General features: G+C 72.3%; 20 protein-coding genes, 5 tRNA genes and 1 pseudogene. 8 read left to right on the top strand and 18 right to left on the bottom strand.

Annotated features, from left to right (window positions below):
* The first annotated feature begins 295 nt into the window (after nucleotides 1-295).
* A complete protein-coding gene (gene rpmB / locus ACIQVZ_RS29425; RefSeq protein ID WP_014138233.1) occupies nucleotides 296-481 on the top strand; it encodes a 50S ribosomal protein L28 in 186 nt (61 codons plus the stop codon).
* A gap of 166 nt (nucleotides 482-647) precedes the next feature.
* Here the strand turns inward: rpmB and thiD are convergent, their stop codons facing one another.
* The 3 genes from thiD to ACIQVZ_RS29410 all read right to left on the bottom strand — a co-directional run bounded on the left by thiD (nucleotide 648) and on the right by ACIQVZ_RS29410 (nucleotide 3,733).
* Nucleotides 648-1,493 (bottom strand): bifunctional hydroxymethylpyrimidine kinase/phosphomethylpyrimidine kinase, encoded by an 846-nt coding sequence (gene thiD, locus ACIQVZ_RS29420; RefSeq protein ID WP_350882947.1) that lies wholly within the window; start codon nucleotides 1,491-1,493, stop codon nucleotides 648-650.
* Nucleotides 1,494-1,545: 52 nt separating this feature from the next.
* Nucleotides 1,546-2,571, bottom strand: coding sequence for an ATP-dependent 6-phosphofructokinase (locus ACIQVZ_RS29415; protein WP_350882949.1), 1,026 nt, complete (start codon nucleotides 2,569-2,571; stop codon nucleotides 1,546-1,548).
* Nucleotides 2,572-2,767: 196 nt separating this feature from the next.
* A complete protein-coding gene (locus ACIQVZ_RS29410; RefSeq protein ID WP_350882951.1) occupies nucleotides 2,768-3,733 on the bottom strand; it encodes a thiamine-phosphate kinase in 966 nt (321 codons plus the stop codon).
* Nucleotides 3,734-3,938: 205 nt separating this feature from the next.
* On the opposite strand from ACIQVZ_RS29410, the gene ACIQVZ_RS29405 reads away from it, so the two are divergent.
* Both ACIQVZ_RS29405 and ACIQVZ_RS29400 read left to right on the top strand, forming a co-directional pair.
* Entirely contained in the window at nucleotides 3,939-4,172 is a 234-nt protein-coding gene (locus ACIQVZ_RS29405; RefSeq protein ID WP_350882953.1) for an Lrp/AsnC ligand binding domain-containing protein, read from the top strand.
* Between the two features lie 20 nt (nucleotides 4,173-4,192).
* A complete protein-coding gene (locus ACIQVZ_RS29400; RefSeq protein ID WP_402454037.1) occupies nucleotides 4,193-4,711 on the top strand; it encodes a DUF3515 domain-containing protein in 519 nt (172 codons plus the stop codon).
* Nucleotides 4,712-4,778: 67 nt separating this feature from the next.
* Here the strand turns inward: ACIQVZ_RS29400 and ACIQVZ_RS29395 are convergent, their stop codons facing one another.
* The 3 genes from ACIQVZ_RS29395 to ACIQVZ_RS29385 form a co-directional block, all read right to left on the bottom strand.
* Nucleotides 4,779-5,924, bottom strand: coding sequence for a D-alanine--D-alanine ligase family protein (locus ACIQVZ_RS29395; protein ID WP_350882957.1), 1,146 nt, complete (start codon nucleotides 5,922-5,924; stop codon nucleotides 4,779-4,781).
* Between the two features lie 78 nt (nucleotides 5,925-6,002).
* On the bottom strand, nucleotides 6,003-6,986 hold the full coding sequence (locus tag ACIQVZ_RS29390; RefSeq protein WP_079135606.1) for an NAD(P)H-dependent glycerol-3-phosphate dehydrogenase: 984 nt from the start codon (nucleotides 6,984-6,986) through the stop codon (nucleotides 6,003-6,005).
* Between the two features lie 14 nt (nucleotides 6,987-7,000).
* Nucleotides 7,001-7,825, bottom strand: coding sequence for a lysophospholipid acyltransferase family protein (locus ACIQVZ_RS29385; RefSeq protein WP_350882958.1), 825 nt, complete (start codon nucleotides 7,823-7,825; stop codon nucleotides 7,001-7,003).
* 232 nt (nucleotides 7,826-8,057) lie between these two features.
* On the opposite strand from ACIQVZ_RS29385, the gene cofC reads away from it, so the two are divergent.
* Nucleotides 8,058-8,741 carry a 2-phospho-L-lactate guanylyltransferase gene (cofC, locus tag ACIQVZ_RS29380; RefSeq protein WP_402454034.1) on the top strand — a complete coding sequence of 228 codons (684 nt, stop codon included), beginning with the start codon at nucleotides 8,058-8,060 and terminating at the stop codon, nucleotides 8,739-8,741.
* Between the two features lie 56 nt (nucleotides 8,742-8,797).
* A complete protein-coding gene (locus tag ACIQVZ_RS29375; protein ID WP_063347710.1) occupies nucleotides 8,798-9,019 on the top strand; it encodes a hypothetical protein in 222 nt (73 codons plus the stop codon).
* 204 nt (nucleotides 9,020-9,223) lie between these two features.
* Here ACIQVZ_RS29375 and ACIQVZ_RS29370 read toward each other — a convergent pair whose 3' ends face one another.
* The 4 genes from ACIQVZ_RS29370 to leuC form a co-directional block, all read right to left on the bottom strand.
* On the bottom strand, nucleotides 9,224-9,937 hold the full coding sequence (locus ACIQVZ_RS29370; protein WP_350882962.1) for an HU family DNA-binding protein: 714 nt from the start codon (nucleotides 9,935-9,937) through the stop codon (nucleotides 9,224-9,226).
* Nucleotides 9,938-10,070: 133 nt separating this feature from the next.
* Entirely contained in the window at nucleotides 10,071-10,418 is a 348-nt protein-coding gene (locus tag ACIQVZ_RS29365; protein WP_371517045.1) for a hypothetical protein, read from the bottom strand.
* A 181-nt stretch (nucleotides 10,419-10,599) separates the two neighbouring features.
* A complete protein-coding gene (gene leuD / locus ACIQVZ_RS29360; RefSeq protein ID WP_350882964.1) occupies nucleotides 10,600-11,196 on the bottom strand; it encodes a 3-isopropylmalate dehydratase small subunit in 597 nt (198 codons plus the stop codon).
* 5 nt (nucleotides 11,197-11,201) lie between these two features.
* A complete protein-coding gene (gene leuC, locus ACIQVZ_RS29355; protein ID WP_350882966.1) occupies nucleotides 11,202-12,638 on the bottom strand; it encodes a 3-isopropylmalate dehydratase large subunit in 1,437 nt (478 codons plus the stop codon).
* Nucleotides 12,639-12,870: 232 nt separating this feature from the next.
* Here leuC and ACIQVZ_RS29350 point away from each other — a divergent pair, with 232 nt between their 5' ends.
* Nucleotides 12,871-13,584 (top strand): IclR family transcriptional regulator, encoded by a 714-nt coding sequence (locus ACIQVZ_RS29350; protein ID WP_063347714.1) that lies wholly within the window; start codon nucleotides 12,871-12,873, stop codon nucleotides 13,582-13,584.
* Nucleotides 13,585-13,689: 105 nt separating this feature from the next.
* Here the strand turns inward: ACIQVZ_RS29350 and ACIQVZ_RS29345 are convergent.
* The 8 genes from ACIQVZ_RS29345 to ACIQVZ_RS29310 all read right to left on the bottom strand — a co-directional run bounded on the left by ACIQVZ_RS29345 (nucleotide 13,690) and on the right by ACIQVZ_RS29310 (nucleotide 17,266).
* Nucleotides 13,690-13,764, bottom strand: a tRNA-Gln gene (locus ACIQVZ_RS29345).
* Nucleotides 13,765-13,813: 49 nt separating this feature from the next.
* Nucleotides 13,814-13,886 (bottom strand) — tRNA-Glu (locus ACIQVZ_RS29340).
* Between the two features lie 26 nt (nucleotides 13,887-13,912).
* Nucleotides 13,913-13,985: transfer RNA gene (locus tag ACIQVZ_RS29335), tRNA-Glu, on the bottom strand.
* A 27-nt stretch (nucleotides 13,986-14,012) separates the two neighbouring features.
* Nucleotides 14,013-14,085: transfer RNA gene (locus ACIQVZ_RS29330), tRNA-Glu, on the bottom strand.
* A 37-nt stretch (nucleotides 14,086-14,122) separates the two neighbouring features.
* A tRNA-Gln gene (locus tag ACIQVZ_RS29325) sits at nucleotides 14,123-14,194 on the bottom strand.
* 238 nt (nucleotides 14,195-14,432) lie between these two features.
* Nucleotides 14,433-15,956, bottom strand: coding sequence for a glutamate--tRNA ligase (gene gltX, locus ACIQVZ_RS29320; RefSeq protein ID WP_363585714.1), 1,524 nt, complete (start codon nucleotides 15,954-15,956; stop codon nucleotides 14,433-14,435).
* The gene (locus tag ACIQVZ_RS29315) at nucleotides 15,949-16,749 is read right to left on the bottom strand and encodes a fumarylacetoacetate hydrolase family protein (RefSeq protein ID WP_063347716.1); all 801 of its coding nucleotides are present in this window, start codon (nucleotides 16,747-16,749) and stop codon (nucleotides 15,949-15,951) included. The genes gltX and ACIQVZ_RS29315 overlap by 8 nt, the downstream gene beginning before the upstream one ends.
* Nucleotides 16,750-16,993: 244 nt before the next feature.
* Nucleotides 16,994-17,266, bottom strand: a complete 273-nt coding sequence (locus ACIQVZ_RS29310) for a hypothetical protein (protein ID WP_350882970.1) — start codon at nucleotides 17,264-17,266, stop codon at nucleotides 16,994-16,996.
* Nucleotides 17,267-17,856: 590 nt separating this feature from the next.
* Between ACIQVZ_RS29310 and ACIQVZ_RS29305 the strand changes: the two genes are divergently transcribed.
* Both ACIQVZ_RS29305 and ACIQVZ_RS29300 read left to right on the top strand, forming a co-directional pair.
* Nucleotides 17,857-21,807, top strand: a complete 3,951-nt coding sequence (locus ACIQVZ_RS29305) for a nitrate- and nitrite sensing domain-containing protein (RefSeq protein ID WP_402454027.1) — start codon at nucleotides 17,857-17,859, stop codon at nucleotides 21,805-21,807.
* A 10-nt stretch (nucleotides 21,808-21,817) separates the two neighbouring features.
* A pseudogene (locus ACIQVZ_RS29300) lies at nucleotides 21,818-21,908 on the top strand (roadblock/LC7 domain-containing protein); the annotation flags it as partial.

Below are 21,908 nucleotides of genomic sequence, written 5' to 3'. Positions count from 1 at the left end.
TCTCCTCCGGGTGGGACGCCGCGACGGCCTGCGGGGCAGCAGCACGGCCAGGGCCGCGGCGAGGGGTGATACCGGCAGGTTATCGGGGGCCGGGGAGGGTCGCCCGGACCGGCGACCGGAGCGATCACCCTGCCGGACATGGTAGTTTCGTTGAACCGGAACAGGCGTTGTATGCTCTTCCGGTTGCCTGGAACAATCCAGGCTCACCCCTCGGTCCGGTCAGGTTCACGCGAGTGCTCCGCTGGTCCAGCGGGGTTGTCGAACGTAAATGATCTGAAGTCTTGGAGTGACTCCTGTGGCTGCCAACTGCGACGTCTGCGGCAAGGGGCCGGGCTTCGGCAACAGCATCTCCCACTCGCACCGCCGTACCCCCCGTCGTTGGAACCCCAACATTCAGACGGTGCGCGCTGTGATTGGGCGGACGCCGAAGCGGCTCAACGTCTGCACCTCGTGCATCAAGGCCGGTAAGGTCTCGCGCTGACGCGCAGACCGGCATGCCGGTCCTCCAGTGAAGCCGGTTCATCCTCGGATGAACCGGCTTCACTGTTTTCCCGCCGCGCTTTCCGGCCACCGCCGTCCCGCCGCACCCGTGTTCCCCGCCACACCCGCGGTGGTGGGCGGGCCCGGGGGCCCGCCCGCCGGCCGGGTCAGCGCCAGCGCCAGGCGTGGTCGACCGGGCCGATCCCGGCGCCGAGCGCGAAGCCGCCGGCGATCGCGCCGGTGATGTACTCCTTGGCCGAGCCGACCGCCTCCGGCAGCGACTCGCCCTTGGCCAGCCCGGCCGCGATCGCGCTGGCCAGGGTGCAACCGGTGCCGTGGGTGTGCCGGTTGTCGTAGCGCGGCGCCCGGTACCAGTGCACCTCGTCGACCCCTCCGTAGAGCAGGTCCGCGGCCTCGCCCTCCAGGTGGCCGCCCTTGACCAGCGCCCAGCGCGGCCCGAGGTCGACCAACGCCTTGGCGGCGTCCAGCATCTGCCCCTCGTCCTCGACCGTCCGGCCGGTGAGCTGGGTCACTTCGTGCAGGTTGGGGGTGGCCAGGGTGGCGACCGGCAGCAGCCGCTCGCGGACGGTGGCGACGGCCTCGGCGGCCAGCAGGGCGTCCCCGTGCTTGGAGACGCCGACCGGGTCGACGACCACCGGGGCGTCCACCCCGGCCAGCAGTTCGGAGACGGTCTCGACCAGTTCGATCGAGGCGAGCATGCCGGTCTTCACGGCCTGCACCCCGATGTCGTCGACCACGCTGCGGAACTGCGCCCGGACGGCCTCGGCGGGCAGCTCCCAGTAGCCCTGGACGCCGAGCGAGTTCTGCGCGGTGACGGCGGTGATCACGCTCATGCCGTGGACGCCGAGGGCGAGCATCGCCTTGAGGTCGGCCTGGATGCCGGCGCCACCGCCGGAGTCGGATCCTGCGACGGTGAGCACGCGAGGGGGTGCGGTGGAGGGGCCGCGCGCAGGGCGCCGGCCAGGGGCGGGGGTGGGAGACGGGTGGGCCATGAGCTCAACCTACCCGCGCGCGATCAGAGCGCGGCACCTCACCCGCGCGCGATCAGAGCACGGCCTCGGACTCCGCCCAGCGGTCCTCCGGCACCGTCTTCAGCCGGGTCACCGCGTCGGCGATCGGCACCAGCTCGATCCCGGTCCGGCGCAGCGCGGTGAAGTGGCCGAACGCGCCCTGGTGGACGGCCTCGACGGCGTGCCAGCCGAAGCGGGTGGCGAGCACGCGGTCCCGGGCGGTCGGGGTGCCGCCGCGCTGGGTGTGCCCGAGGATGACCGGGCGGGCCTCCTTGCCGAGCAGGTTCTCCAGTTCGTGGGCGAGCCGGTTGCCGATCCCGCCGAAGGTCCGGTGGCCGTACTGGTCGACCTCGCCGTGGTCGAAGCGCATGGTGCCGGGCAGCGGGGCGGCGCCCTCCGCGACGGCGATGATGGCGAACTTCTTGCCGCGGTCGAAGCGGTCGTCGACCATCCGGGCCACCGCCTCGATGTCGAAGGGCTTCTCCGGGATGAGGATGCCGTGCGCGCCGCCGGCCATGCCCGCGGTGAGGGTGATCCAGCCGGTGTGACGGCCCATCAACTCGACGACCATGACGCGCTGGTGGGATTCCGCGGTGGTCTTGAGCCGGTCGATCGCCTCCGTCGCGACGTGCACCGCGGTGTCGAAGCCGAAGGTGGCGTCGGTGGCGTTGATGTCGTTGTCGATGGTCTTGGGCACCCCGACGACCGGCAGTCCGGCGTCGCTGAACAGCCTGGCGGCGGTCAGTGTGCCCTCGCCGCCGATCGCGATGAGCGCGTCGATGCCGATGTCCCGGGCCAGCGTCCTCGCGTTCTCCACCGCCCAGGAGATCCGGTCGCGCTGCACCCGGGCGGAGCCCAGGACGGTGCCACCGAGGGTGAGCAGGCCGGTGACGTCGTCGTGCGAGACCGGCCGGGTACGGCCCTCGATCAGGCCGAGGAAGCCGTCGAGGATGCCGACGATCTCGTCGCCGTGCACGTCCGTGCCCCGGTGCACGACGGAGCGGATCACCGCGTTGAGGCCGGGGCAGTCGCCGCCGCTGGTCAGTACACCGATACGCATGACTGGGTGCGCTCCCGCTCGCAGTGGTTCAGACCACCCACACCAGACGGCGGGCGGGCTCGGTTGTCGCCAGCCTACGCAAAACGGACCCGCGAAGCCCGTGCGCCGCGAGTCCGGGGGTCACACGCCGTCCGGCGCGCGCCGGTGTCCGGGGGTCATCCGCCGTGTGCCGTACGACAATCGGCGCGGCCGCCCGTCACTCGGCGAAGTGGTCCCAGCCGCCGACCCGGTCCCAGGGCGCGCCGTCCACCGTCACCCGGCCGCTGCGGCTGCCCCGGGGGCGGCCGGTCACCTCGCCCACCACCCGCCAGCGGGCCGGGAGTTGGACCCCGCGCGGGAAGGTCGCCACGATCGCGTGGTCCTCGCCGCCGGACAGCACCCAGACCAACGGGTCCACCCCGACCGCCTGTCCGATGTCGGCCATCTGCGCCGGGACGTCGAAGTCGGCGGCCTTCAGGTCGATGTCCACCGCGCTGGCCCGGGCCACGTGGCCGAGGTCGGCGACCAGTCCGTCGCTCACGTCGATCATCGAGGTCGCGCCCAACTCGGCGCCGGCCGGGCCCGCGTGGTACGGCGGCTCGGGCCGGCGGTGCGCCTCGACGAAGGCGCGGGGGGAGCGGAAGCCGCGTTGCAGCACGGTGAGTCCGGCGGCCGACCAGCCGAGCCAGCCGGTCACCGCGACCACGTCGCCGACCTGCGCGCCGGAGCGCGTCACAGCCGCGCGCCCCTGGAGGTCCCCGAGCGCCGTGATGGCCAGCGTGACGGTGTCGCCGCGCACCACGTCGCCGCCGACCACCGTCGCCCCGGCCACCTGGCACTCGTCGCGCAGCCCGTCCATCAGCTCCGTGGCCCAGGTGGTGGGCAGGTCGGCGGGGGCGACCAGGCCGAGCAGTATCGCGGTGGGCACCGCTCCCATGGCGGCCACGTCGGCGAGGTTCTGGGCGGCGGCCTTGCGGCCGACGTCGTAGGCGGTGGACCAGTCCCGGCGGAAGTGCCGGTTCTCGATCAGGACGTCCGTGGTGGCCACCACTCGGCCGTCCGGGGCCTTCACCACCGCGGCGTCGTCACCGGGGCCGAGGTCCACCGCGTCGGTGAGCGGCACCCGGGCGGTCAGCTCCCTGATGAGACCGAACTCGCCGAGCTCGCCCACGGTCCCCTGCATCTGCCGTCCTCTCGCATGTCCATCTGAACTCGTCCCCGTCGCGCCCCCGCGCGCAGCGTACGCCCTTCCGGGGTGTCGGGGTCTCCCCTCCCCGGCCCACCGCGCGGTAGCGTGGTGATCAGACTGCCGGTGAGCCCGTTCCCACCCCGACGACCGTCCGGGCGATCACGGCGGCGATCCCCGTAACCGGCCGCCGGAGGTCCCCGTGGTACAGGCATACATCCTGATCCAGACCGAGGTCGGCAAGGCCACCGCCGTGGCCCAGTCGATCTCCGAGATTCCCGGCGTCCTCCAGGCCGAGGACGTCACCGGCCCGTACGACGTCATCGTCCGGGCCGAGGCCGCCACCGTGGACGACCTGGGCCGCCTGGTGGTGGCCAAGATCCAGCAGGTCGAGGGCATCACCCGCACCCTCACCTGTCCGGTGGTGCACCTGTAAGACCCGGCTACCATCGGCGGGTGGCCAGAGAACTCCGAATCCCCCAGGCGCTGACGGCACTGCCGGCGCCCGTCCGCTGGCTGGCCCTGCCGCTCGCCCTGACCTGCACGGTCGTCGTGCTGCTCGGCAGTTGGAGCTCCGCCGACGAGTCGGTGGCGGCTCCCCAGCCGGGTGGCAAGGCGGCCGAGTACTGCCGCGCGCTGGCCGCGGCCCTGCCGCAGGAACTGCTCGGCCACGCCCGCAAGGACCCGTCGCCCGCCTCGCCGTTCGTGGCCGCGTGGGCCAGCTCGCCCCGCACGGTGCTGCGTTGCGGCATCGACCGTCCGGAGGAACTGGACGGCGAGCACGCCAAGGACTGGTCGCCGACCGTGGACGACGTCACCTGGTGGTCGCAGAAGCTCACCGACGGCGGCTACCGCTTCGTGACGACCATGCGCGCCGCCTACGTCGAGGTGACCGTCCCGGCCGGCGCGGCGGCCAACCCCTTCGACCCGGCCGCCGCCCTCACCGGCGCGGTGAAGGCCACCATCCCGGGCTGAGCCCGCGAGGGCGCCGAGGAGGGCGGGCCGGGAGCTTCCCGGACCGCCCTCCGTCGTTCGCGTGCGGCTACCGCAGGCCGGTCGAGCGTCGCAGCGCCGCCTGGAGCAGCCGGTCGATCAGCTCCGGGTAGGACAGCCCGGTGGCCTCCCACATCTTCGGGTAGGCCGAGATCGGGGTGAAGCCGGGCATGGTGTTGATCTCGTTGACCATCCAGGTGCCGTCCTCCAGCAGGAAGAAGTCCACCCGGGCCAGGCCCTCGCAGCCGAGCGCGTCGAACGCGGCCACCGCCTGGCGGCGGATCTCGGCGGTCTGCTCGTCGTCGAGCTTCGCCGGGATCTGCACCTCGGACGAGTCGATGTACTTGGCCTCGAAGTCGTAGAAGTCGAAGCCGTCGCCGACCAGCACCTCGGCCGGGAGGCTGGCCTTCGGGCCGTCCTCGGTCTCCAGCACGCCGCACTCGATCTCGCGGCCGCTCACGCCGGCCTCGATGATCAGCTTGGGGTCGTGCCGGCGGGCCTCCTCGATCGCGGCGTCGAGGTCGGCGAGGTCCTTGACCTTGGTGATGCCCATGCTGGAGCCGGCCCGGCAGGGCTTCACGAACAGCGGCAGGCCGAGCTCGGCGGCCCGCTCGCGCACCGCGGCGCGGCCGGCCTCGCTCTCCCAGTCGCGCGGCCGCACGATGGTGTACCGGCCGACGCCAAGGCCGTGCGAGGCCAGGATCCGCTTGGTGAACTCCTTGTCCATGCCGACCGCGCTGGAGAGCACGCCGTTGCCGACGTAGGGCACGCCGGACAGCTCGAGCAGGCCCTGCAGGGTGCCGTCCTCGCCCCAGGGGCCGTGCAGCAGCGGGAACACCACGTCGACCTCGCCGAGGGCCTTGGGGGTGCTTCCCGGCTCGCTCAGGACGACCTCGCGGTCGCCCGGGGCGATCGGCAGCGCGACCTGCCCGTCCACGGACTCGGCGACGCCCGGGACGTCCGGCATCCGGCCGTCGGTGATGGCCATCCGGGCGGGCTCGTCGCTGACCAGCGCCCAGCGGCCCTCGGGGGTGATCCCGATCGGGAGCACCTCGTACTTCTCGCGGTCGATCGCCTTGAGCACGCTGCCGGCGGTGACCACCGAGACGCCGTGCTCGGAGCTGCGTCCGCCGAAGACCAGCGCGACGCGCGGCTTCGCAGCGGACGGGTTCGGGGAGGACTGTTCGATGCTCATATCGGGTTTGAGACTACCGTGCGAAGGGTTTCCGGGGCGTCAGCCGCCCCCGGACCACCGCCTCGCCGCCGGCGCCGCTCAGCGCCGCTCGGCCTTCGCCGAACGGGACATCAGGGCCTGGAGCGCCTCCTGGGTGGGCCGCCCGTTGTGCACGACGTCCACCACCGCCTCGACGATCGGCATGTCGACGCCGTTGCGCCGGGCCAGGTCGAGCACCGACTCGCAGGACTTGACGCCCTCCGCGGTCTGCCGGGTCGCCGCGATGGTCTCCGCGAGCGACATGCCCCGGCCCAGGTTCATGCCGAAGGTGTTGTTGCGCGACAGCGGCGAGGAGCAGGTGGCGACCAGGTCGCCCATCCCGGCGAGCCCGGCGAAGGTGTGCGGGTCGGCGCCGAGCACCTCGCCGAGCCGGGTGGTCTCGGCCAGCCCGCGGGTGATCAGCGTCGCCTTGGTGTTGTCGCCGAGCCCCATGCCGGCCGCCATGCCGACGGCCAGGCCGATCACGTTCTTGACCGCGCCGCCGAGCTCGCAGCCCAGCACGTCGGTGTTGGTGTACGGGCGGAAGTACGGCGTGTGGCAGGCCGCCTGGAGCCGCTTGGCGACCGCCTCGTCCGCGCAGGCGACGACGCTGGCGGCGGGCTGCCGGTTGGCGATCTCCCGGGCCAGGTTGGGCCCGCTGACCACCGCGACGCGCTCCGGGCCGACCTTGGTGACCTCGTCGATCACCTCGCTCATCCGCTTGGCGGTGCCGAGTTCGATGCCCTTCATCAGGCTCACCAGCACGGTCTGCGGCTCGATCAGCGGCGTCCAGGCGGCCAGGTTGTCGCGCAGCGTCTGCGAGGGCACCACCAGGACGGCGAAGTCGGCGCCGGCCAGTGCCTCGGCGGCGTCGGTGGTGGCCCGGACGGAGCCCGGCAGCGGCACGCCCGGCAGGTAGTCCGGGTTCTCGTGCGTGGTGTTGATGGCGTCGACGAGTTCCTGGCGGCGGGCCCACAGGACGACGTCACTGCCCGCGTCGGCCAGCACCATCGCGAAGGCGGTGCCCCAGGAGCCCGTCCCCATCACTGCGCAGCGGGTCACCGGCCGCCCTCCTCGTCGTCGTTGCCGCCCTTGGCGCGCCGGCGTTCGGCGGCGGCCGCCGCGGCGCGGTTCCGGGCGGCCTTGCGCATGTCGTAGCGCTCGGCCGGCGGCTCCTCGCCGCGGACGTCGGCCAGCACGGCGGTGATCGCCGTCATGATGTCCTCGGTGGCGTCGTTGAGCACCTGCGCGGTGAGCTCCTGCCCCCGGTACTTGCTCAGGTCCACCGCGGGCCCCGCCGCCACGGTGACCCGGTGGCGCGGGAAGAGGTTGAACTTGCCCTTCCCGAAGCCCGGACGGCCGTACGGCGGGATGATCTCGTGCGCTCCCCAGTGCGCGACCGGGATGACCGGCGCGCCGGTCATCAGCGCGACCCGGGCGACGCCGCTCTTGCCGGTCATCGGCCACAGGTCCGGGTCCCGGGTGAGCGTGCCCTCCGGGTAGAACTGCACGCACTGGCCGCCGTTGACGGCGTCGATGGCGGCCCGGAAAGCCTGCGCGGCATCGGTGGACTCGCGGAACACCGGAATCTGTCCGGTCTTGCGCAGCATGAATCCGATGAAGGGAATCGAGAACAGCGAGGACTTGCCGAGAATGCGCGGCGGACGGCCGCTGTTGTACTGCCAGTGCGCGTAGATCACCGGGTCGATGATCGAATTGTGGTTCACCGCGGCGATGAAGCCGCCTTCCTTCGGAAGGTGCTCCCAGCCCCGCCAGTCGGGCTTCACCAGCGCGGTCGTCACCGGCTTCACCAGCACGGCCGCGAAGCGGTACCAGATGCCGTAGTCGGCGTTGCCGAACTTGGCGTACGAGCGGCGGGCCACCCCAGGTCCTCCTCATCCGAAGCGGCACGTGGGGTGCCGCGGTCATAACCTCCCGGTGCCGCGCACCGGTACGGGACCGGTGCCCGGGTGACGGGCGCGGAACAGTCTCGCCCGGCTGCTCACCGGCTGTCGAGCGACCGCGCCAACCCGCCCGGCAGGCGTGATCAAACGCACGTCCGCACAGATCGGACGGCCTGGCGAGGGCTCCGGGACCGGCGTCACAATGACGCCGATGACCCAGGACACCGTACGCCCCAACGGGCCCGTCGCGCCCCCCGCACCCGTCACCGACTGGTCGCTGGTGCTGCCGCTCAAGCCGCTCGCCCTCGCGAAGAGCCGACTGGCCCCGTACGCGGGGCCGCACCGGGCGGACCTCGCGCTGTCCTTCGCGCTCGACACCGCCACCGCCGCACTGGCCACCCCGGGCGTCGCCCGGGTCCTGGTGGTCACCCGGGACGCGGCGGCCGGCGCCCGGCTGGCGGCACTGGGCGCGGTGGTGGTCGCCGACGAACCCGGCGAGGGCCTCAACGAGGCGCTGGTGCACGGCGCGGCGGCCGCCCTGGCGCTCGCCCCGCGCTCGCCGCTGGCCGCCCTCTCGGCGGACCTGCCGGCCCTGCGCCCGGCCGAACTGGCCCGGGTGCTGGGCGCGGTGCCACCGGGCGGCCGGGCCTTCCTGCCGGACTCCCCCGGCCTCGGCACCACGCTGCTCGCCTGCACCCCCGGCCGCCCGCTCTCGCCCGCCTTCGGGGACGGCTCGCGGGCCCGGCACGCGGCCGGCGGGGCACGCGAACTCCTCCTGGCGGACGTGGAGTCGGTGCGCCGGGACGTCGACACCGGCGCGGACCTCGGCGAGGCCGCGGCGCTCGGCCTCGGCCCGTACACCGGCGCCCTGTTCGCCCGGCTGGCGCGGGCCTGACCGCCGCCCCGCGGGACGCCGCCCGGCCGGCCGGGGCCGCTCGCTATGCTGCTGCCATGCAGGCCACCGCGTTCACCTTCGACCCCGCCACCCGGGCCGGCTCCGTGCTGCTCGACGACGGGACCCCGGTGCCGTTCGACGCGGCCGCCTTCGACGCCGGCGGTCTGCGGCTGCTGCGACCGGGCCAGCGGGTGCGGATCCGCACCGAGGGCGCCGGCGAGGCCCGCCGGGTGGTCTTCGTGACGCTGCAGACCTTCCCCGACCCGGCCGCGGGCTGACCGTCCCGCGCTGACCGCCCCCGCCGGTCCTCCCCCGCCGTCCGGCACGCCCGCCGCCGCGTTCCGTGCCTGGTCACCGTCGGTCGCGGAATCCTGACTAAGCGCCCGGAAATCGAAAGAGCCGCGGCGACCCGGTCTCCGCAATTCACGGAGGGGGGTGCCGCGGCTCTCTGCCGAAGGCCGTCCGAGGACCGCTGCGCGGGACTACTTGGCAGAGGTCTTGCGCGCGGTGGTCTTGCGGGTGGCGGTCTTCTTCGCCGGCGCCGTCTTCTTGGCCGTCGCGGTCGCCTTCTTGGCGGTCGCGGTGGTCTTCTTGGCGGCGGCGGTGGTGGTCGCCTTCTTGGCGGCGGCGGCCGTCTTCTTGGTCGCGGTCGCGGTGGTCTTCTTCGCGGCGGCGGTGGTGGTCGCCTTCTTGGTGGCGGTCGCCTTCTTCGCGGCGGCGGTGGTGGTCGCCTTCTTGGCCGCGGCCGTGGTCGCCGTCTTCTTGGCGGCGGCCTTCTTGGCCGGAGCGGCGGCGGCGGCCGTGGCGGCACGCTTGGTGGCGGCGCGCTTGGCGGCCGGGGTGGCGGCGACGCCACTCTTGCCCGGGGTGAGGGAGCCCTTGGGGGCCTTCTTCACCGAGGGGCCTTCCTTCGGCAGCTTCTTGCTGCCGCTGACCAGGTCCTTGAAGCCCTGGCCGGGACGGAAGCGGGGCACCGAGGTCTTCTTGACCTTGACCTTCTCGCCGGTCTGCGGGTTGCGGGCGAAGCGCGCGGAGCGCTCCACCTTCTCGAAGGTGCCGAAACCAGTGACCGAAACCCGGTCACCGGCCACAACGGCACGGACCATGGTGTCGAGCACTGCGTCGACGGCCTCTGCGGCAGCCTTGCGACCGCCCAGCTGCTCGGCCACCGCTTCGACAAGCTGAGCCTTGTTCACGTCTTCCCCTTCGGAAACGGGCGCCGGATGATTCCATCCGTTCTTTTCGCACGTTAGGTATGTATCTGCGGACTTTCAATTACCAAACGCGCGAATCACCCTAGTGTCGCAATGGATTTGCGCGTCGGCGACCTCAGGCGACGGGCGGGCGCCCCTCGTCGAGGTCATGTACAAAGCGACTCAACCGCCTTGCCGCCTCCGGAAGATCGCGCTTGGCGGTCTCGGTGACGATGAGGAGTTGACGGGAGAGAGCGGTCTTTGCATCGGCAGACACGTTCAGCGCATGCACGCGGGCGTGAGCTTGCTTCAACCGCTCGGCCACAAGCGCGTAGAGCGCTGCGACTTCCTGGTCGTCCGGCCCCTCAGCTGGTGCGGAGGCGACGTCCGGCCGATCGTCAATTCGGCGTTCGGATCCCCGGCCCACGGACTCCGGAGCCGCGGGTTCGCCGCCCGCGTACGGAGGTTCATGGTGCCGGTGCATGTACTGATTGTGCCATCTACCCGCAGTTGTACTTGCGCGGGGCCCTCTCCGGCAAAGCCAAATGGGCAATCCGGGGTGGGCCGCGGCGCTAACTCGTGCTCCGGAACGGCGGATGGCCCGCCCCCCCGAAGGGGAGGCGGGCCATCCGGTGGATCGCCAGAATGCTTGTTCTGAGGGGATCTCAGGCAACCGGCAGAGTACGGGGCTTGAAGGTCGGACGGGTCGCTTCGAAGGCCGCGATGTCGGCCTCGTTCCGCAGGGTGATGCTGATGTCGTCCAGCCCGTTGAGCAGCCGCCACCGGACGTTGTCGTCCAGTTCGAAAGACGCGGTGACGCCCTCGGCCCGGACTTCGCGGGCTTCCAGATCAACGGTGATCTCGGCCGAAGGGTTACTCTCGGTGAGCGCCCAGAGCTGTTCCACGGTCTCTTGCGGCAGGACGACCGTCAGCAGTCCGTTCTTCAGGGAATTCCCACGGAAGATGTCCGCGAAGCGCGACGAGATGACCGCGTGGAACCCGTAGTTCTGCAGCGCCCAGACGGCGTGCTCGCGGGAGGAGCCGGTGCCGAACTCCGGGCCGGCCACCAGGACCGTGGCGCCCCGCCGCTCGGGCTGGTTCAGGATGAACGACTCGTCCTTGCGCCAGGCCTCGAAAAGGCCGCCCTCGAAACCGGAACGGGTGACCTTCTTGAGCCAGTGGGCCGGGATGATCTGGTCGGTGTCCACGTTCGAGCGCCGCAGCGGAACGGCCCGGCCGGTGTGGGTGGTGAACTTCTCCATGGTTCTCAGGCCTCCACAGCCACGTTGGTGTCCGCCAGGTCGGAGGGCAGATCGGACGGTGCGGCCAGACGGCCCAGGACGGCGGTCGCGGCGGCGACCTGCGGGGACACCAGGTGGGTCCGGCCGCCCTTGCCCTGCCGGCCCTCGAAGTTGCGGTTCGAGGTGGAGGCGCAGCGCTCCCCGGGGGCGAGCTGGTCGGGGTTCATGCCCAGGCACATCGAGCAGCCCGCGTGGCGCCACTCGGCGCCGGCCGCGGTGAACACCTTGTCCAGGCCCTCCTCCACGGCTTGCAGGGCGACCCGGACGGAGCCGGGGACGACCAGCATCCGTACGCCGTCGGCGATCCGGCGGCCCTCCACGACGGCGGCGGCGGCGCGCAGGTCCTCGATCCGGCCGTTGGTGCAGGAGCCGACGAAGACGGCGTCGACGGTGACCTCGCGCAGCGGGGTGCCGGCCTCCAGGCCCATGTAGGCGAGGGCGTTCTCGGCGGCCGCGCGCTCCTGCGGGTCGGCGAAGGAGGCCGGGTCCGGCACGTCGGAGCCCAGCGGGGCGCCCTGGCCGGGGTTGGTGCCCCAGGTGACGAACGGGGTCAGCGCGGCCGCGTCGATGAAGATCTCGTGGTCGAAGACCGCGTCCTCGTCGGTGCCCAGGGTCGACCAGTAGGCGACGGCGGCGTCCCAGTCCTCGCCCTGCGGGGCGTGCGGACGGCCCTTGAGGTAGTCGAAGGTGGTCTCGTCCGGGGCGATCATGCCCGCCCGGGCGCCGGCCTCGATGGACATGTTGCAGATGGTCATCCGGGCTTCCATGGACAGGCCCCGGATCGCCGAACCGCGGTACTCCAGGACGTAGCCCTGGCCACCGCCGGTACCGATCTTGGTGATCACGGCCAGGATCAGGTCCTTGGCGGTGACGCCCTCGGGCAGCTCGCCCTCGACCGTGACGGCCATGGTCCGGAACGGCGCCAGCGGCAGCGTCTGGGTGGCCAGCACGTGCTCGACCTGGCTGGTGCCGATGCCGAACGCCAGTGCGCCGAAGGCGCCGTGGGTCGAGGTGTGGGAGTCGCCGCAGACCACGGTCATGCCGGGCTGGGTCAGGCCCAGCTGCGGGCCGACCACGTGCACGACGCCCTGCTCGATGTCGCCGAGCGAGTGGATCCGGACGCCGAACTCGGCGGCGTTGCGGCGCAGCGTCTCCAACTGCACCTTGGACACCGGGTCGGCGATCGGCTTGTCGATGTCCACGGTGGGGGTGTTGTGGTCCTCGGTGGCGATCGTCAGATCGGTGCGGCGGACCGTCCGGCCGGCCAGCCGCAGCCCGTCGAAGGCCTGCGGGCTGGTCACCTCGTGGAGCAGGTGGAGGTCGATGAAGAGCAGATCGGGCTCTCCCTCCGCGCGCCGCACGACGTGGTCGTCCCAGACCTTCTCTGCGAGTGTCCGTCCCATCGGATTCCCTCCAGCCGGCCGCGTTGCCGGCCTTCTCGTGTCGTCGAGGTCGGAGCTCCCGCCGCCCTGTGGCGGGCGCGTTCGCGCGACCTGCACGCCGGATCGCTGTCCACGATGCGGACACTCTGGTGAGGTCGCATCCTGGATGTCTCCCGGGCTGCTGCATCCAGGGTGGCGCTTTTCCCGGAAGATTGAACTTGCGTCTCGCGGAATGAGACTGCAGTCTTAGCGCATGGACAACTCTAGCGGCGTCGGCGTTCTCGACAAGGCCGCTCTGGTGCTGAGCGCACTGGAGTCGGGCCCCGCCACGTTGGCGGGGCTGGTCGCCGCCACCGGTCTGGCGCGCCCCACGGCCCACCGGCTCGCCGTCGCACTCGAACACCACCGTCTGGTCACCAGGGACATGCAGGGGCGATTCATCCTCGGCCCCCGCCTCTCCGAACTCTCCGCCGCGGCGGGCGAGGACCGGCTGCTCGCCACCGCGGGCCCGGTCCTGACCCACCTGCGCGACGTCACCGGCGAGAGCGCACAGCTCTACCGCCGCCAGGGCGAGATGCGGATCTGCGTAGCCGCCGCCGAGCGGCTCTCCGGTCTGCGGGACACCGTCCCGGTCGGCAGCACCCTGCCGATGAAGGCCGGCTCGGCCGCCCAGGTCCTGCTGGCCTGGGAGGAGCCCGAGCGGCTGCACCGCGGCCTCCAGGGCGCCCGCTTCACCGCCACCGCGCTCAGCGGCGTCCGCCGCCGCGGCTGGGCCCAGTCGATCGGCGAGCGCGAGCCGGGCGTCGCGTCCGTCTCCGCTCCCGTGCGGGGCCCCTCCAACCGCGTGGTGGCCTCCGTCTCCGTCTCCGGCCCGATCGAGCGACTGACCCGCCACCCGGGCCGCCTGCACGCCCAGGCCATCATCGAGGCCGCGAACCGGCTCACCGAGGCCCTCCGCCGCGGCTGAACCGCCGCATCCGGAAAGGGCCCCGCGCAGCACCACCGCGCGGGGCCCTTCGGAATTCTCCGGGAAATGCAAAAAAAGACCCCGGAAACCGGGGCCCTGAATTTCTGGCTGGGGTACCAGGACTCGAACCTAGACTAAATGAACCAGAATCACTCGTGCTGCCAATTACACCATACCCCAACACAAAGCAAGCGCCGGTGGGGTGACCCACCGGCTTCATGCTCTGGAGTACCCCCGACCGGATTCGAACCGGCGCTACTGCCGTGAGAGGGCAGCGTGCTAGGCCGCTACACAACGGGGGCTTCCTGGCGATCCCTTGCGGGATCAGTACCCCCGACCGGATTCGAACCGGCGCTACTGCCGTGAGAGGGCAGCGTGCTAGGCCGCTACACAACGGGGGCTTTCCAGGTGATCCCTTGCGGGATCAGTACCCCCGACCGGATTCGAACCGGCGCTACTGCCGTGAGAGGGCAGCGTGCTAGGCCGCTACACAACGGGGGCTTGTTCTTCACTTGTACTGCTGGACTTGCGTACTGCGCTGGGGTACCAGGACTCGAACCTAGACTAAATGAACCAGAATCACTCGTGCTGCCAATTACACCATACCCCACCAGAGTTGAACCCCTGTCGGGGCCTTCTCAGGCGTTGCGCCTCTCGTTCGGGGCCGGGCGGAGGGTTTCGCTCCCTCGTCCGTTCCCTCCCGGGCGGCGCAGAAAGAACATTACCCGACGCCGGCCCCGGCTCCAAAATCGATAACCCCAGGCAGCGGCCGGGCGACCCGGTGGTGACGTCCGGGTGTGCCGCGGGCCCGGCACGAGGCCGGGCCCGCAGCCTGCTCAGCGGCCCGCTCAGGCGGCCGGCAGGGCCTCCAGGGCGGAGTTCAGCCGGCGCAGCGTCTCGGGGCGCCCGAGCAGCTCCATCGACTCGAACAGCGGCGGCGAGACCCGGCGGCCGGTGACGGCGACCCGCAGCGGCGTGAACGCGAACTTGGGCTTGATGCCCAGCCCGTCCACCAGCGCCTCGCGCAGCGCGGCCTGGATCGGCTCCGGGCTGAAGTCCGCGAGCGCCTCCAGCGCCTTGACGCTGGCCTCCAGCACCGGGCGGGCGTCGGCGGTCAGCGCCTTGGCGGCGTCGTCCGGGTCGACGGCGAAGTCGGCCGGGTCGACGAACAGGAAGCCGGCCATGTTGACGATCTCGCTCAGCACGACCATCCGCTCCTGGGTGAGCGGCGCGATCCTGGCGAGCAGGTCCAGCTGCTCGGCGGTCGGCTCGGCCGGCAGCAGCCCGGGGGCCTGGAGGTACGGCACCAGTCGGCGGACGAAGTCCTCCGGGGCCAGCTTGCGGACGTGCTCGGCGTTGATCGCCTCGCACTTCTTCAGGTCGAAGCGGGCCGGGTTGGCGTTCACCTTGGCGATGTCGAAGGCGGCGACCATCTCGTCGATGCCGAACAGGTCGCGGTCGTCGGCCAGCGACCAGCCCAGCAGGGACAGGTAGTTGAGCAGGCCCTCGGGGATGAAGCCGCGCTCGCGGTACAGGTTGAGCGAGGCCTGCGGGTCGCGCTTGGAGAGCTTCTTGTTGCCCTCGCCCATCACGTACGGCAGGTGGCCGAAGCGCGGGGTGGTGCCGTCGCCGACGCCGATCTCGGCGAGCGCCGCGTACAGCGCGATCTGCCGCGGGGTGGAGGAGAGCAGGTCCTCGCCGCGCAGCACGTGGGTGATGCCCATCAGGGCGTCGTCCACCGGGTTGACCAGGGTGTACAGCGGGGCGCCGTTGGCCCGGACGATGCCGTAGTCCGGCACGTTCTCCGGCTCGAAGGTGAGCGTGCCGCGCACCAGGTCGTCGAAGCTGAGGGTGCGGTCGGGCATCCGGAAGCGCAGGATCGGCTCGCGCTTCTCCAGCTTGTAGACGGCGACCTGCTCGTCCGTCAGCTCGCGGCAGTGGCCGTCGTAGCCGGAGGGCTTGCCGGCCGCGCGGGCGGCCTCGCGACGGGCGTCCAGCTCCTCGGTGCTGCAGTAGCAGTGGTAGGCGTGGCCGGCCTCGTGCAGGCGGCGGGCGACGTCGGCGTAGATGTCCATCCGCTGGGACTGGCGGTACGGCTCGTGCGGGCCGCCGACCTCCGGGCCCTCGTCCCAGTCGAAGCCGAGCCAGCGCATCGCGTCGAGCAGCTGGTCGTACGACTCCTCGGAGTCGCGGGCCGAGTCGGTGTCCTCGATCCGGAAGACCAGCGTGCCGCCGTTGTGGCGGGCGTAGGCCCAGTTGAAGAGGGCCGTGCGGACCAGGCCCACGTGCGGGTTCCCGGTCGGGGACGGACAGAAACGAACCCGGACGGCCGGGTTGCCCGCGGCGGAGCCGCTGAGCTTTTCACTAGCCACGCTTGATCACCTTGTTGGTGAGAGTGCCGATGCCTTCGATGGAGACGGCGACCTCGTCGCCGACGTTGAGCGGGCCCACCCCTGCGGGCGTGCCGGTGAGGATGACGTCGCCGGGCAGCAGCGTCATGGCCTCGGAGATGTGGACGATCAGCTCGGCGACCGAGCGGACCATCTGGGAGGTGCGGCCGGCCTGCCGGAGCTCGCCGTTGACCGTGCAGGTGACGGCGAGGTCGGCCGGGTCCAGGTCGGTCTCGATCCACGGGCCCAGCGGGCAGGAGGTGTCGAAGCCCTTGGCCCGGGCCCACTGGCCCTCGCGCTTCTGCACGTCCCGGGCGGTGACGTCGTTGGCGCAGGTGTAGCCGAGGATCACCTCGGGCACCCGGTCCAGCGGCACCTCGCGGCACATCCGGCCGATCACCACGGCGAGTTCGGCCTCGTGCTGGACGTCCGAGGAGAACGGCGGGTACGCGATGTTCTCGGTCGGGCCGATCACCGAGGTGGACGGCTTGAAGAAGGTGAGCGGCACGTCCGGGACGTCGTTGCCCAGTTCGGCGGCGTGCGCCGCGAAGTTGCGGCCGACCGCCACGATCTTGTTGGGGAGCATCGGGCTGAGCAGCCGGACGTCCTGGAAGCGGTAACTCTCGCCGGTCGGCTGGGGCTGGCCGAACGGGTGGCCGGCCAGCGCGTGGACGACCAGCGAGTCGGGCTGGGAAGGGTCGCCCTCCACCACGCCGAAGGAGACGCTGCCGGCGGCAGGGCTCCCTTCCCGGACGGAAAACCTGGCAATGCGCACGGCTGGGATACCCCTCGCTTCGTCGACCGCCCGGGGCGCGCCCGGGCGCTGGTGGGCGCCTCGCCCACGGTGGGCGCGGCCCCGTCAATCGTCGTCCAGGCTATCGCGTGGGGCCCCGGCTGACCGCTTTGCCCCTGTTCAGCGCGGTTGGGCCGCGAGCCCCCGCAGCCGCCCGGGAACGCCGCAGGGCGCCGCGGCCGCCCTCGGGGGCACGGCCGCGACGCCCTGTCGGAGCGGGGTCGGGTCAGTCCTGCACGACGACGGGCGCCGGGGCGACCATCAGCTGGGTGCGGCGCGGGTTGGCGGTGCTGGCCGGCAGTTCGGTGCCGTAGGTGACGGCGTCCTCGGGCTTGCGGGCACCCGGGATCGCGCTGAAGTCCGCGACCGAGGCCAGCGTCGTCCGGCGCGGGTTCGCCGTGGAGCGGCAGGGCAGCGTGGACTTGGTGGCGGCCTTCTTCGCCTGGGACATCGAGAGCACCTCGTGGTCGCGGCCGGGCGGATCGCGGCGGATCGTCACCGACCTGAGTGATTCCGAATGATTCGGAGGGGTTCTGGGCAGGCTGATCGGGGCCGTGCTCCGGAGACAGCCAGGTTACGAGATCTCATTCCACAGGGACCGTGACCAAAGCTACACATTAGACTGTGATTTTGCTCACAAATTCATGAGCGAATTGCAGATATCCGACATATCGCCGCAACGGGATTTTCCGGCATATCTCCGATAACGGTCATTCCGGAAGGTCTGTGACTCTTCTCGATCTCGGGCCGGGTTGGCATGTATCCGGCGAGTGTCCGAAAAATGCGGTATTCCGGTCCTGTTACGGCACAGTCAGTGAAGTCACGCACGCGTTCGGTAGCGCCGCGCGGCGTGTCCTGGCGGCCCTTGTTGGGATTCCCCGGCTGTGCTGGAATGCCACGGACCGTGGGTAGGGAGAAGTCCACCCCGGCGACGCGCTCACCCGGACCAGCCGGGGAGCGGAAGGAAACTCGACACCGTCCGGTCCGCGGCGACGCGGCGGGACGCCCGGTCCAGAGGTTGCGACGCCAGTGCAGGGACGTTTCAAAAGGGGTAGCGGCGCCGCGGGTAACCCGGAGTCGCACGAGCCCGTGGCAGCCCCCCAGCAGGCGGCGGCCCCCGGCGGCCCGCCCGAGCCGGTGCTCCCCGAGGCCCCCGGCCACCCGGAGGACGACGGCCAGGAACGGAAGTCCGCCCGGGACAAGCTCCGGACCACCCTGACCAGGCGGCGGGCCACCGGTCTGAGCCGGCTCGCGATGCGCAACTGGCGCATCCGGACCCGACTGATCGCCCTGCTCGCCCTGCCCGTCCTGGTCTCCCTGGTCCTCGGTGGCCTGCGGATCCAGGCCTCGATGCAGAACTCGCAGCAGCTCTCCCAGATGGCCAACCTGTCCGACCTGGCCAAGAAGGCGACCAACCTCGCGGACGCCCTGCAGACCGAGCGCGACATCAGCGCCGGCTACATCACCGCGCGCCCCAACGACCCGCTCGACGACGACATCGTCACCGCCCGCCGGGCCACCGACGACCTGAGCCGCACCTTCACCGCGTCCTCGGACAAGTTCGAGAACCTCGAACTCTCGGGTGGGAAGGCGCTGCTGTTCCAGATCCGCAGGGACCTGAACTCGATCTCGGACGCGCGCAACACGCCGTACCAGAACAACCAGAACATCCAGTCGACGATCACCGCCTACGACGTGATCATCCGCGACCTGCTGGCCATCACCCAGGACATCGCGCTCGCGTCCAACAACAAGGACCTGCTCGTCGCGACCCGCTCGCTGCAGCAGTTCTCGCTGGCCAAGAACGCCACCTCGCAGCAGCGCGCCCTGATCGGCGCCGCACTCGCCAACCCCAAGGGCCCCGACCTCAGCCCCAGCGACGAGTCCTTCGGTATCCGCCTGCGCACCTCGTACGACAACTCGCTCACCAGCTTCAACAACATCTACACCGCGCACGACCTGGACAACCTGCGCGGCCAGCTCAGCTACAACTCGGTGATCGCCGACGCCGACCGGTACGCGCGCTCGATCCTCCAGCCGAGCGGCATCCACCAGACCGACCCGGTGACCTACAAGGACTGGTACGAGAAGGCCAGCGCCAAGATCACCGCCGAGCGCCGGATCGAGTCCAAGCTCATCGAGGACCTCGACGGCAAGGCCCAGGACCTCCAGTCCCAGGCCGACACCGAGGCCATCATCATCGGTGCCGCCATCGCCCTGGTGCTGCTCGTCGCCCTCGGTGGCGCCGGTCTGATCGCCCGCTCGATGGTGCGCTCGCTGACCCGTCTGCAGGCCGCGGCCGAGGACGTCGCCGAGCGCCGCCTGCCCGAGCTGGTCAAGACCCTCTCCGAGAGCGACCCGCACGACGTCGACACGACGGTCGAACCGGTGGCCGTCGACTCCACCGACGAGATCGGCCACGTGGCGCACGCCTTCGACATGGTGCACAGCGAGGCCGTCCGCCTCGCCGCCGAGCAGGCCCTCCTGCGCGGCAACATCAACGCGATGTTCACCAACCTCTCGCGCCGCAGCCAGGGCCTCATCCAGCGCCAGCTGTCGCTCATCTCCGAACTGGAGAGCCGCGAGGCCGACCCGGACCAGCTGGCCAACCTCTTCAAGCTGGACCACCTCGCGACCCGCATGCGCCGCAACGGCGAGAACCTCCTCGTCCTCGCCGGTGAGGACCCGGGCCGCCGCTGGACCAGGCCCGTCCCGCTGGTCGACGTGCTCCGCGCCGCCGCCTCCGAGGTGGAGCAGTACGAGCGCATCGAACTCGCCGCCGTACCGTCGGCCGAGGTCGCCGGCCGCGTCGTCAACGACCTCGTCCACCTGCTCGCCGAGCTGCTGGAGAACGCCACCTCGTTCTCCAGCCCGCAGACCCGCGTCCGGGTCACCGGCCACGCGCTGCCCGACGGCCGCGTCCTGGTCGAGATCCACGACACCGGCATCGGCCTGAGCCCCGACGACCTCGCCGAGATCAACGAGCGCCTCGCCAACCCGCCGACGGTGGACGTCTCCGTCTCCCGCCGCATGGGCCTCTTCGTGGTCGGCCGCCTGTCCCTGCGACACGGCATCCGCATCCAGCTGCGCCCCAGCGACTCCGGCGGCACCACCGCGCTGGTCATGCTCCCGGTGGACGTCACCAACTCCGCCGACCGCCGCGGCGCCGGCCGGCCCGGCCCCGCCCAGGCCAAGCAGCAGCGCGGGGTCGCCCCGACGCCGCGCCAGCAGCGCCAGGTGCCGCCCGGCCAGGGCCCGGCCGCGCTCGGCCAGGGCCCGACCGGCGGTGCCCCGCAGGGCGGCCGCCCGCAGCTCGGCCAGGGCGGCCCGACCGCTCCGACCGGCCCGACCGGCCCCGGTGCTCCGACCGGACCGAACGCTCCGGGTGCTTCGGGTGCTCCGGGTGCTCCGACCGGCCCGGGTGCGCCTGCCGCGCCCGGCGGCCGGGCCGGTGGCCTGCCGACCCGCCAGGTCGGCAAGTCGCTGCGCGAGAACCCCGTCCAGCCGGGCCAGCAGCCCCAGGGACCTCAGGGTTCGGGCCGGCAGGCCCCGCAGCCCCAGGGCCAGAAGCCGGCCCAGCCGGCCCCGCAGTCCCCGCAGTCCCCGCAGCCCCAGCAGTCCCCGCAGGGCGGCCTGCCGCAGCGCGGCTCGAACCGGCCGGGCCCGGCCCAGGGCGGCCTCGGCGGCCTGCCCCGCCGCGGCCAGCAGCAGCCCGACCAGGGCCGCCCCGGCCAGCAGCAGCCCGCTCAGGGCCGCCCCGGCCAGGAACGGCCGCGCCCGGGTGGCGAGTTCGACGGCGGTCCGGGCCCCCGGACCGGCGAGCAGCCGCAGCACGGTCGGCCGGGCCGGCCGGGTGGCGCTCCGCAGCAGCAGGGCGGCGCCCGTCCGGGCAACCGCCCGCAGGAGGGCCTGCCGCAGCGCCGGCCGGCCCCGCAGGGCCAGGGCGGCCCCGGTCAGGGCGGCCCGCAGGGCCAGCCCGGTCCGCAGGGCCAGCGCCGTCCGCAGCGCCCCGGCCCGGACGCGCCGCAGCGCGACCGCCAGCCGCAGCTGCCGCCGCAGCAGCAGGCCCAGCCGCTGCCGTCGGCCGAGCCGGCGCCGATGGAGAGCACCCAGCAGTTCGCCCGGCCGCGCTTCGAGGCCAGCCAGATCGACCCGCGTGACCCGCTGGGCCTCGGTCTGGTGGAGCCGGTGCTGCCCAGCGTGCCGAACCCGACGCGTCCGGAGCCGGTCCGTCAGGAACAGGCCCGGCCCGAGCCGGTGCGCCAGGAGCAGGCCCGGCCGGAGCCGATGGCGCTGCCGACCGGCCCGTCCGGGGGTGCGGCCGAGCAGCCGTGGTACCCGCAGGAGGGCGGGCAGGAGGCGCGGCCGCGGACGTACCAGCCGCGCCGCCCCGGCACCTCGGCGCCGGAGTTCCAGCCGTCCGACCCGCAGGGCCGACAGGGCCGGCCGGCCCAGGCCCCGCAGCCCCAGGCTCCGCAGGCTCAGGCCCCGCAGCAGACCGCGCAGGCTCAGGCCCCGCAGCCCCAGGCCCCGCAGGCTCAGGCTCCGCAGCAGACCGCGCAGGCTCAGGCCCCGCAGCCCCAGGCCCCGCAGGCTCAGGCTCCGCAGCCCCAGGCCCCGCAGCAGGGCCAGCAGCAGCCGCAGCAGGGCCAGCAGCCGCAGGGCCAGCAGCCGCAGCCCGGCACCGGGGACGCCCCGTGGCGCCCGTCCGCGAACGACGAGCGCTGGCGCCGCGCCGAGCAGGTCCGCGAGCCCTCGACCAGCGGCGTCACGATGTCCGGCCTCCCCCGCCGGACCCCGCAGGCCAACCTGGTCTCCGGCACCGCCGAGGCCTCGCCGCTGACCGGTCCGCAGGTCTCCCGGGCCCCCGAGGAGGTCCGCGGCCGGCTGACCAACCTGCGCCGCGGCATCCAGCAGGGCCGCCGGGCCGGGGCCGAACAGGCGAACCAGCCGGGCTCCCAGCATGGTGCCCAGCAGCCCGGATTCGATAGTTTCGGTGGCCGGACCGACGGCAACGGCGCAGATCACCAGGAGCGTTGAGTTGAATCAGATGAGCCAGGCCGCACAGAACCTGAACTGGCTGATCACCAATTTCGTGGACAACACCCCCGGGGTGTCCCACACCGTGGTGGTCTCCGCCG

Source organism: Kitasatospora sp. NPDC098663 (assembly GCF_044760075.1).
Taxonomy (GTDB): domain Bacteria; phylum Actinomycetota; class Actinomycetes; order Streptomycetales; family Streptomycetaceae; genus Kitasatospora.
Note: the sequence above shows the minus strand (reverse complement) of the source record. Positions and strands in the feature narration are given on the sequence as shown.

Excerpts from the sequence above, each read along its gene's own strand:
- cofC (WP_402454034.1), top strand. The coding sequence starts at position 8,058 with ATGACCCAGGACACCGTACGCCCCAACGGGCCCGTCGCGCCCCCCGCA.
- ACIQVZ_RS29365 (WP_371517045.1), bottom strand. The coding sequence starts at position 10,418 with ATGCACCGGCACCATGAACCTCCGTACGCGGGCGGCGAACCCGCGGCT.
- ACIQVZ_RS29375 (WP_063347710.1), top strand. The coding sequence starts at position 8,798 with ATGCAGGCCACCGCGTTCACCTTCGACCCCGCCACCCGGGCCGGCTCC.
- thiD (WP_350882947.1), bottom strand. The coding sequence starts at position 1,493 with ATGGCCCACCCGTCTCCCACCCCCGCCCCTGGCCGGCGCCCTGCGCGC.
- ACIQVZ_RS29390 (WP_079135606.1), bottom strand. The coding sequence starts at position 6,986 with ATGGGGACGGGCTCCTGGGGCACCGCCTTCGCGATGGTGCTGGCCGAC.
- leuC (WP_350882966.1), bottom strand. The coding sequence starts at position 12,638 with ATGGGACGGACACTCGCAGAGAAGGTCTGGGACGACCACGTCGTGCGG.
- leuD (WP_350882964.1), bottom strand. The coding sequence starts at position 11,196 with ATGGAGAAGTTCACCACCCACACCGGCCGGGCCGTTCCGCTGCGGCGC.
- ACIQVZ_RS29395 (WP_350882957.1), bottom strand. The coding sequence starts at position 5,924 with ATGAGCATCGAACAGTCCTCCCCGAACCCGTCCGCTGCGAAGCCGCGC.
- ACIQVZ_RS29415 (WP_350882949.1), bottom strand. The coding sequence starts at position 2,571 with ATGCGTATCGGTGTACTGACCAGCGGCGGCGACTGCCCCGGCCTCAAC.
- ACIQVZ_RS29410 (WP_350882951.1), bottom strand. The coding sequence starts at position 3,733 with ATGCAGGGGACCGTGGGCGAGCTCGGCGAGTTCGGTCTCATCAGGGAG.
- ACIQVZ_RS29350 (WP_063347714.1), top strand. The coding sequence starts at position 12,871 with ATGGACAACTCTAGCGGCGTCGGCGTTCTCGACAAGGCCGCTCTGGTG.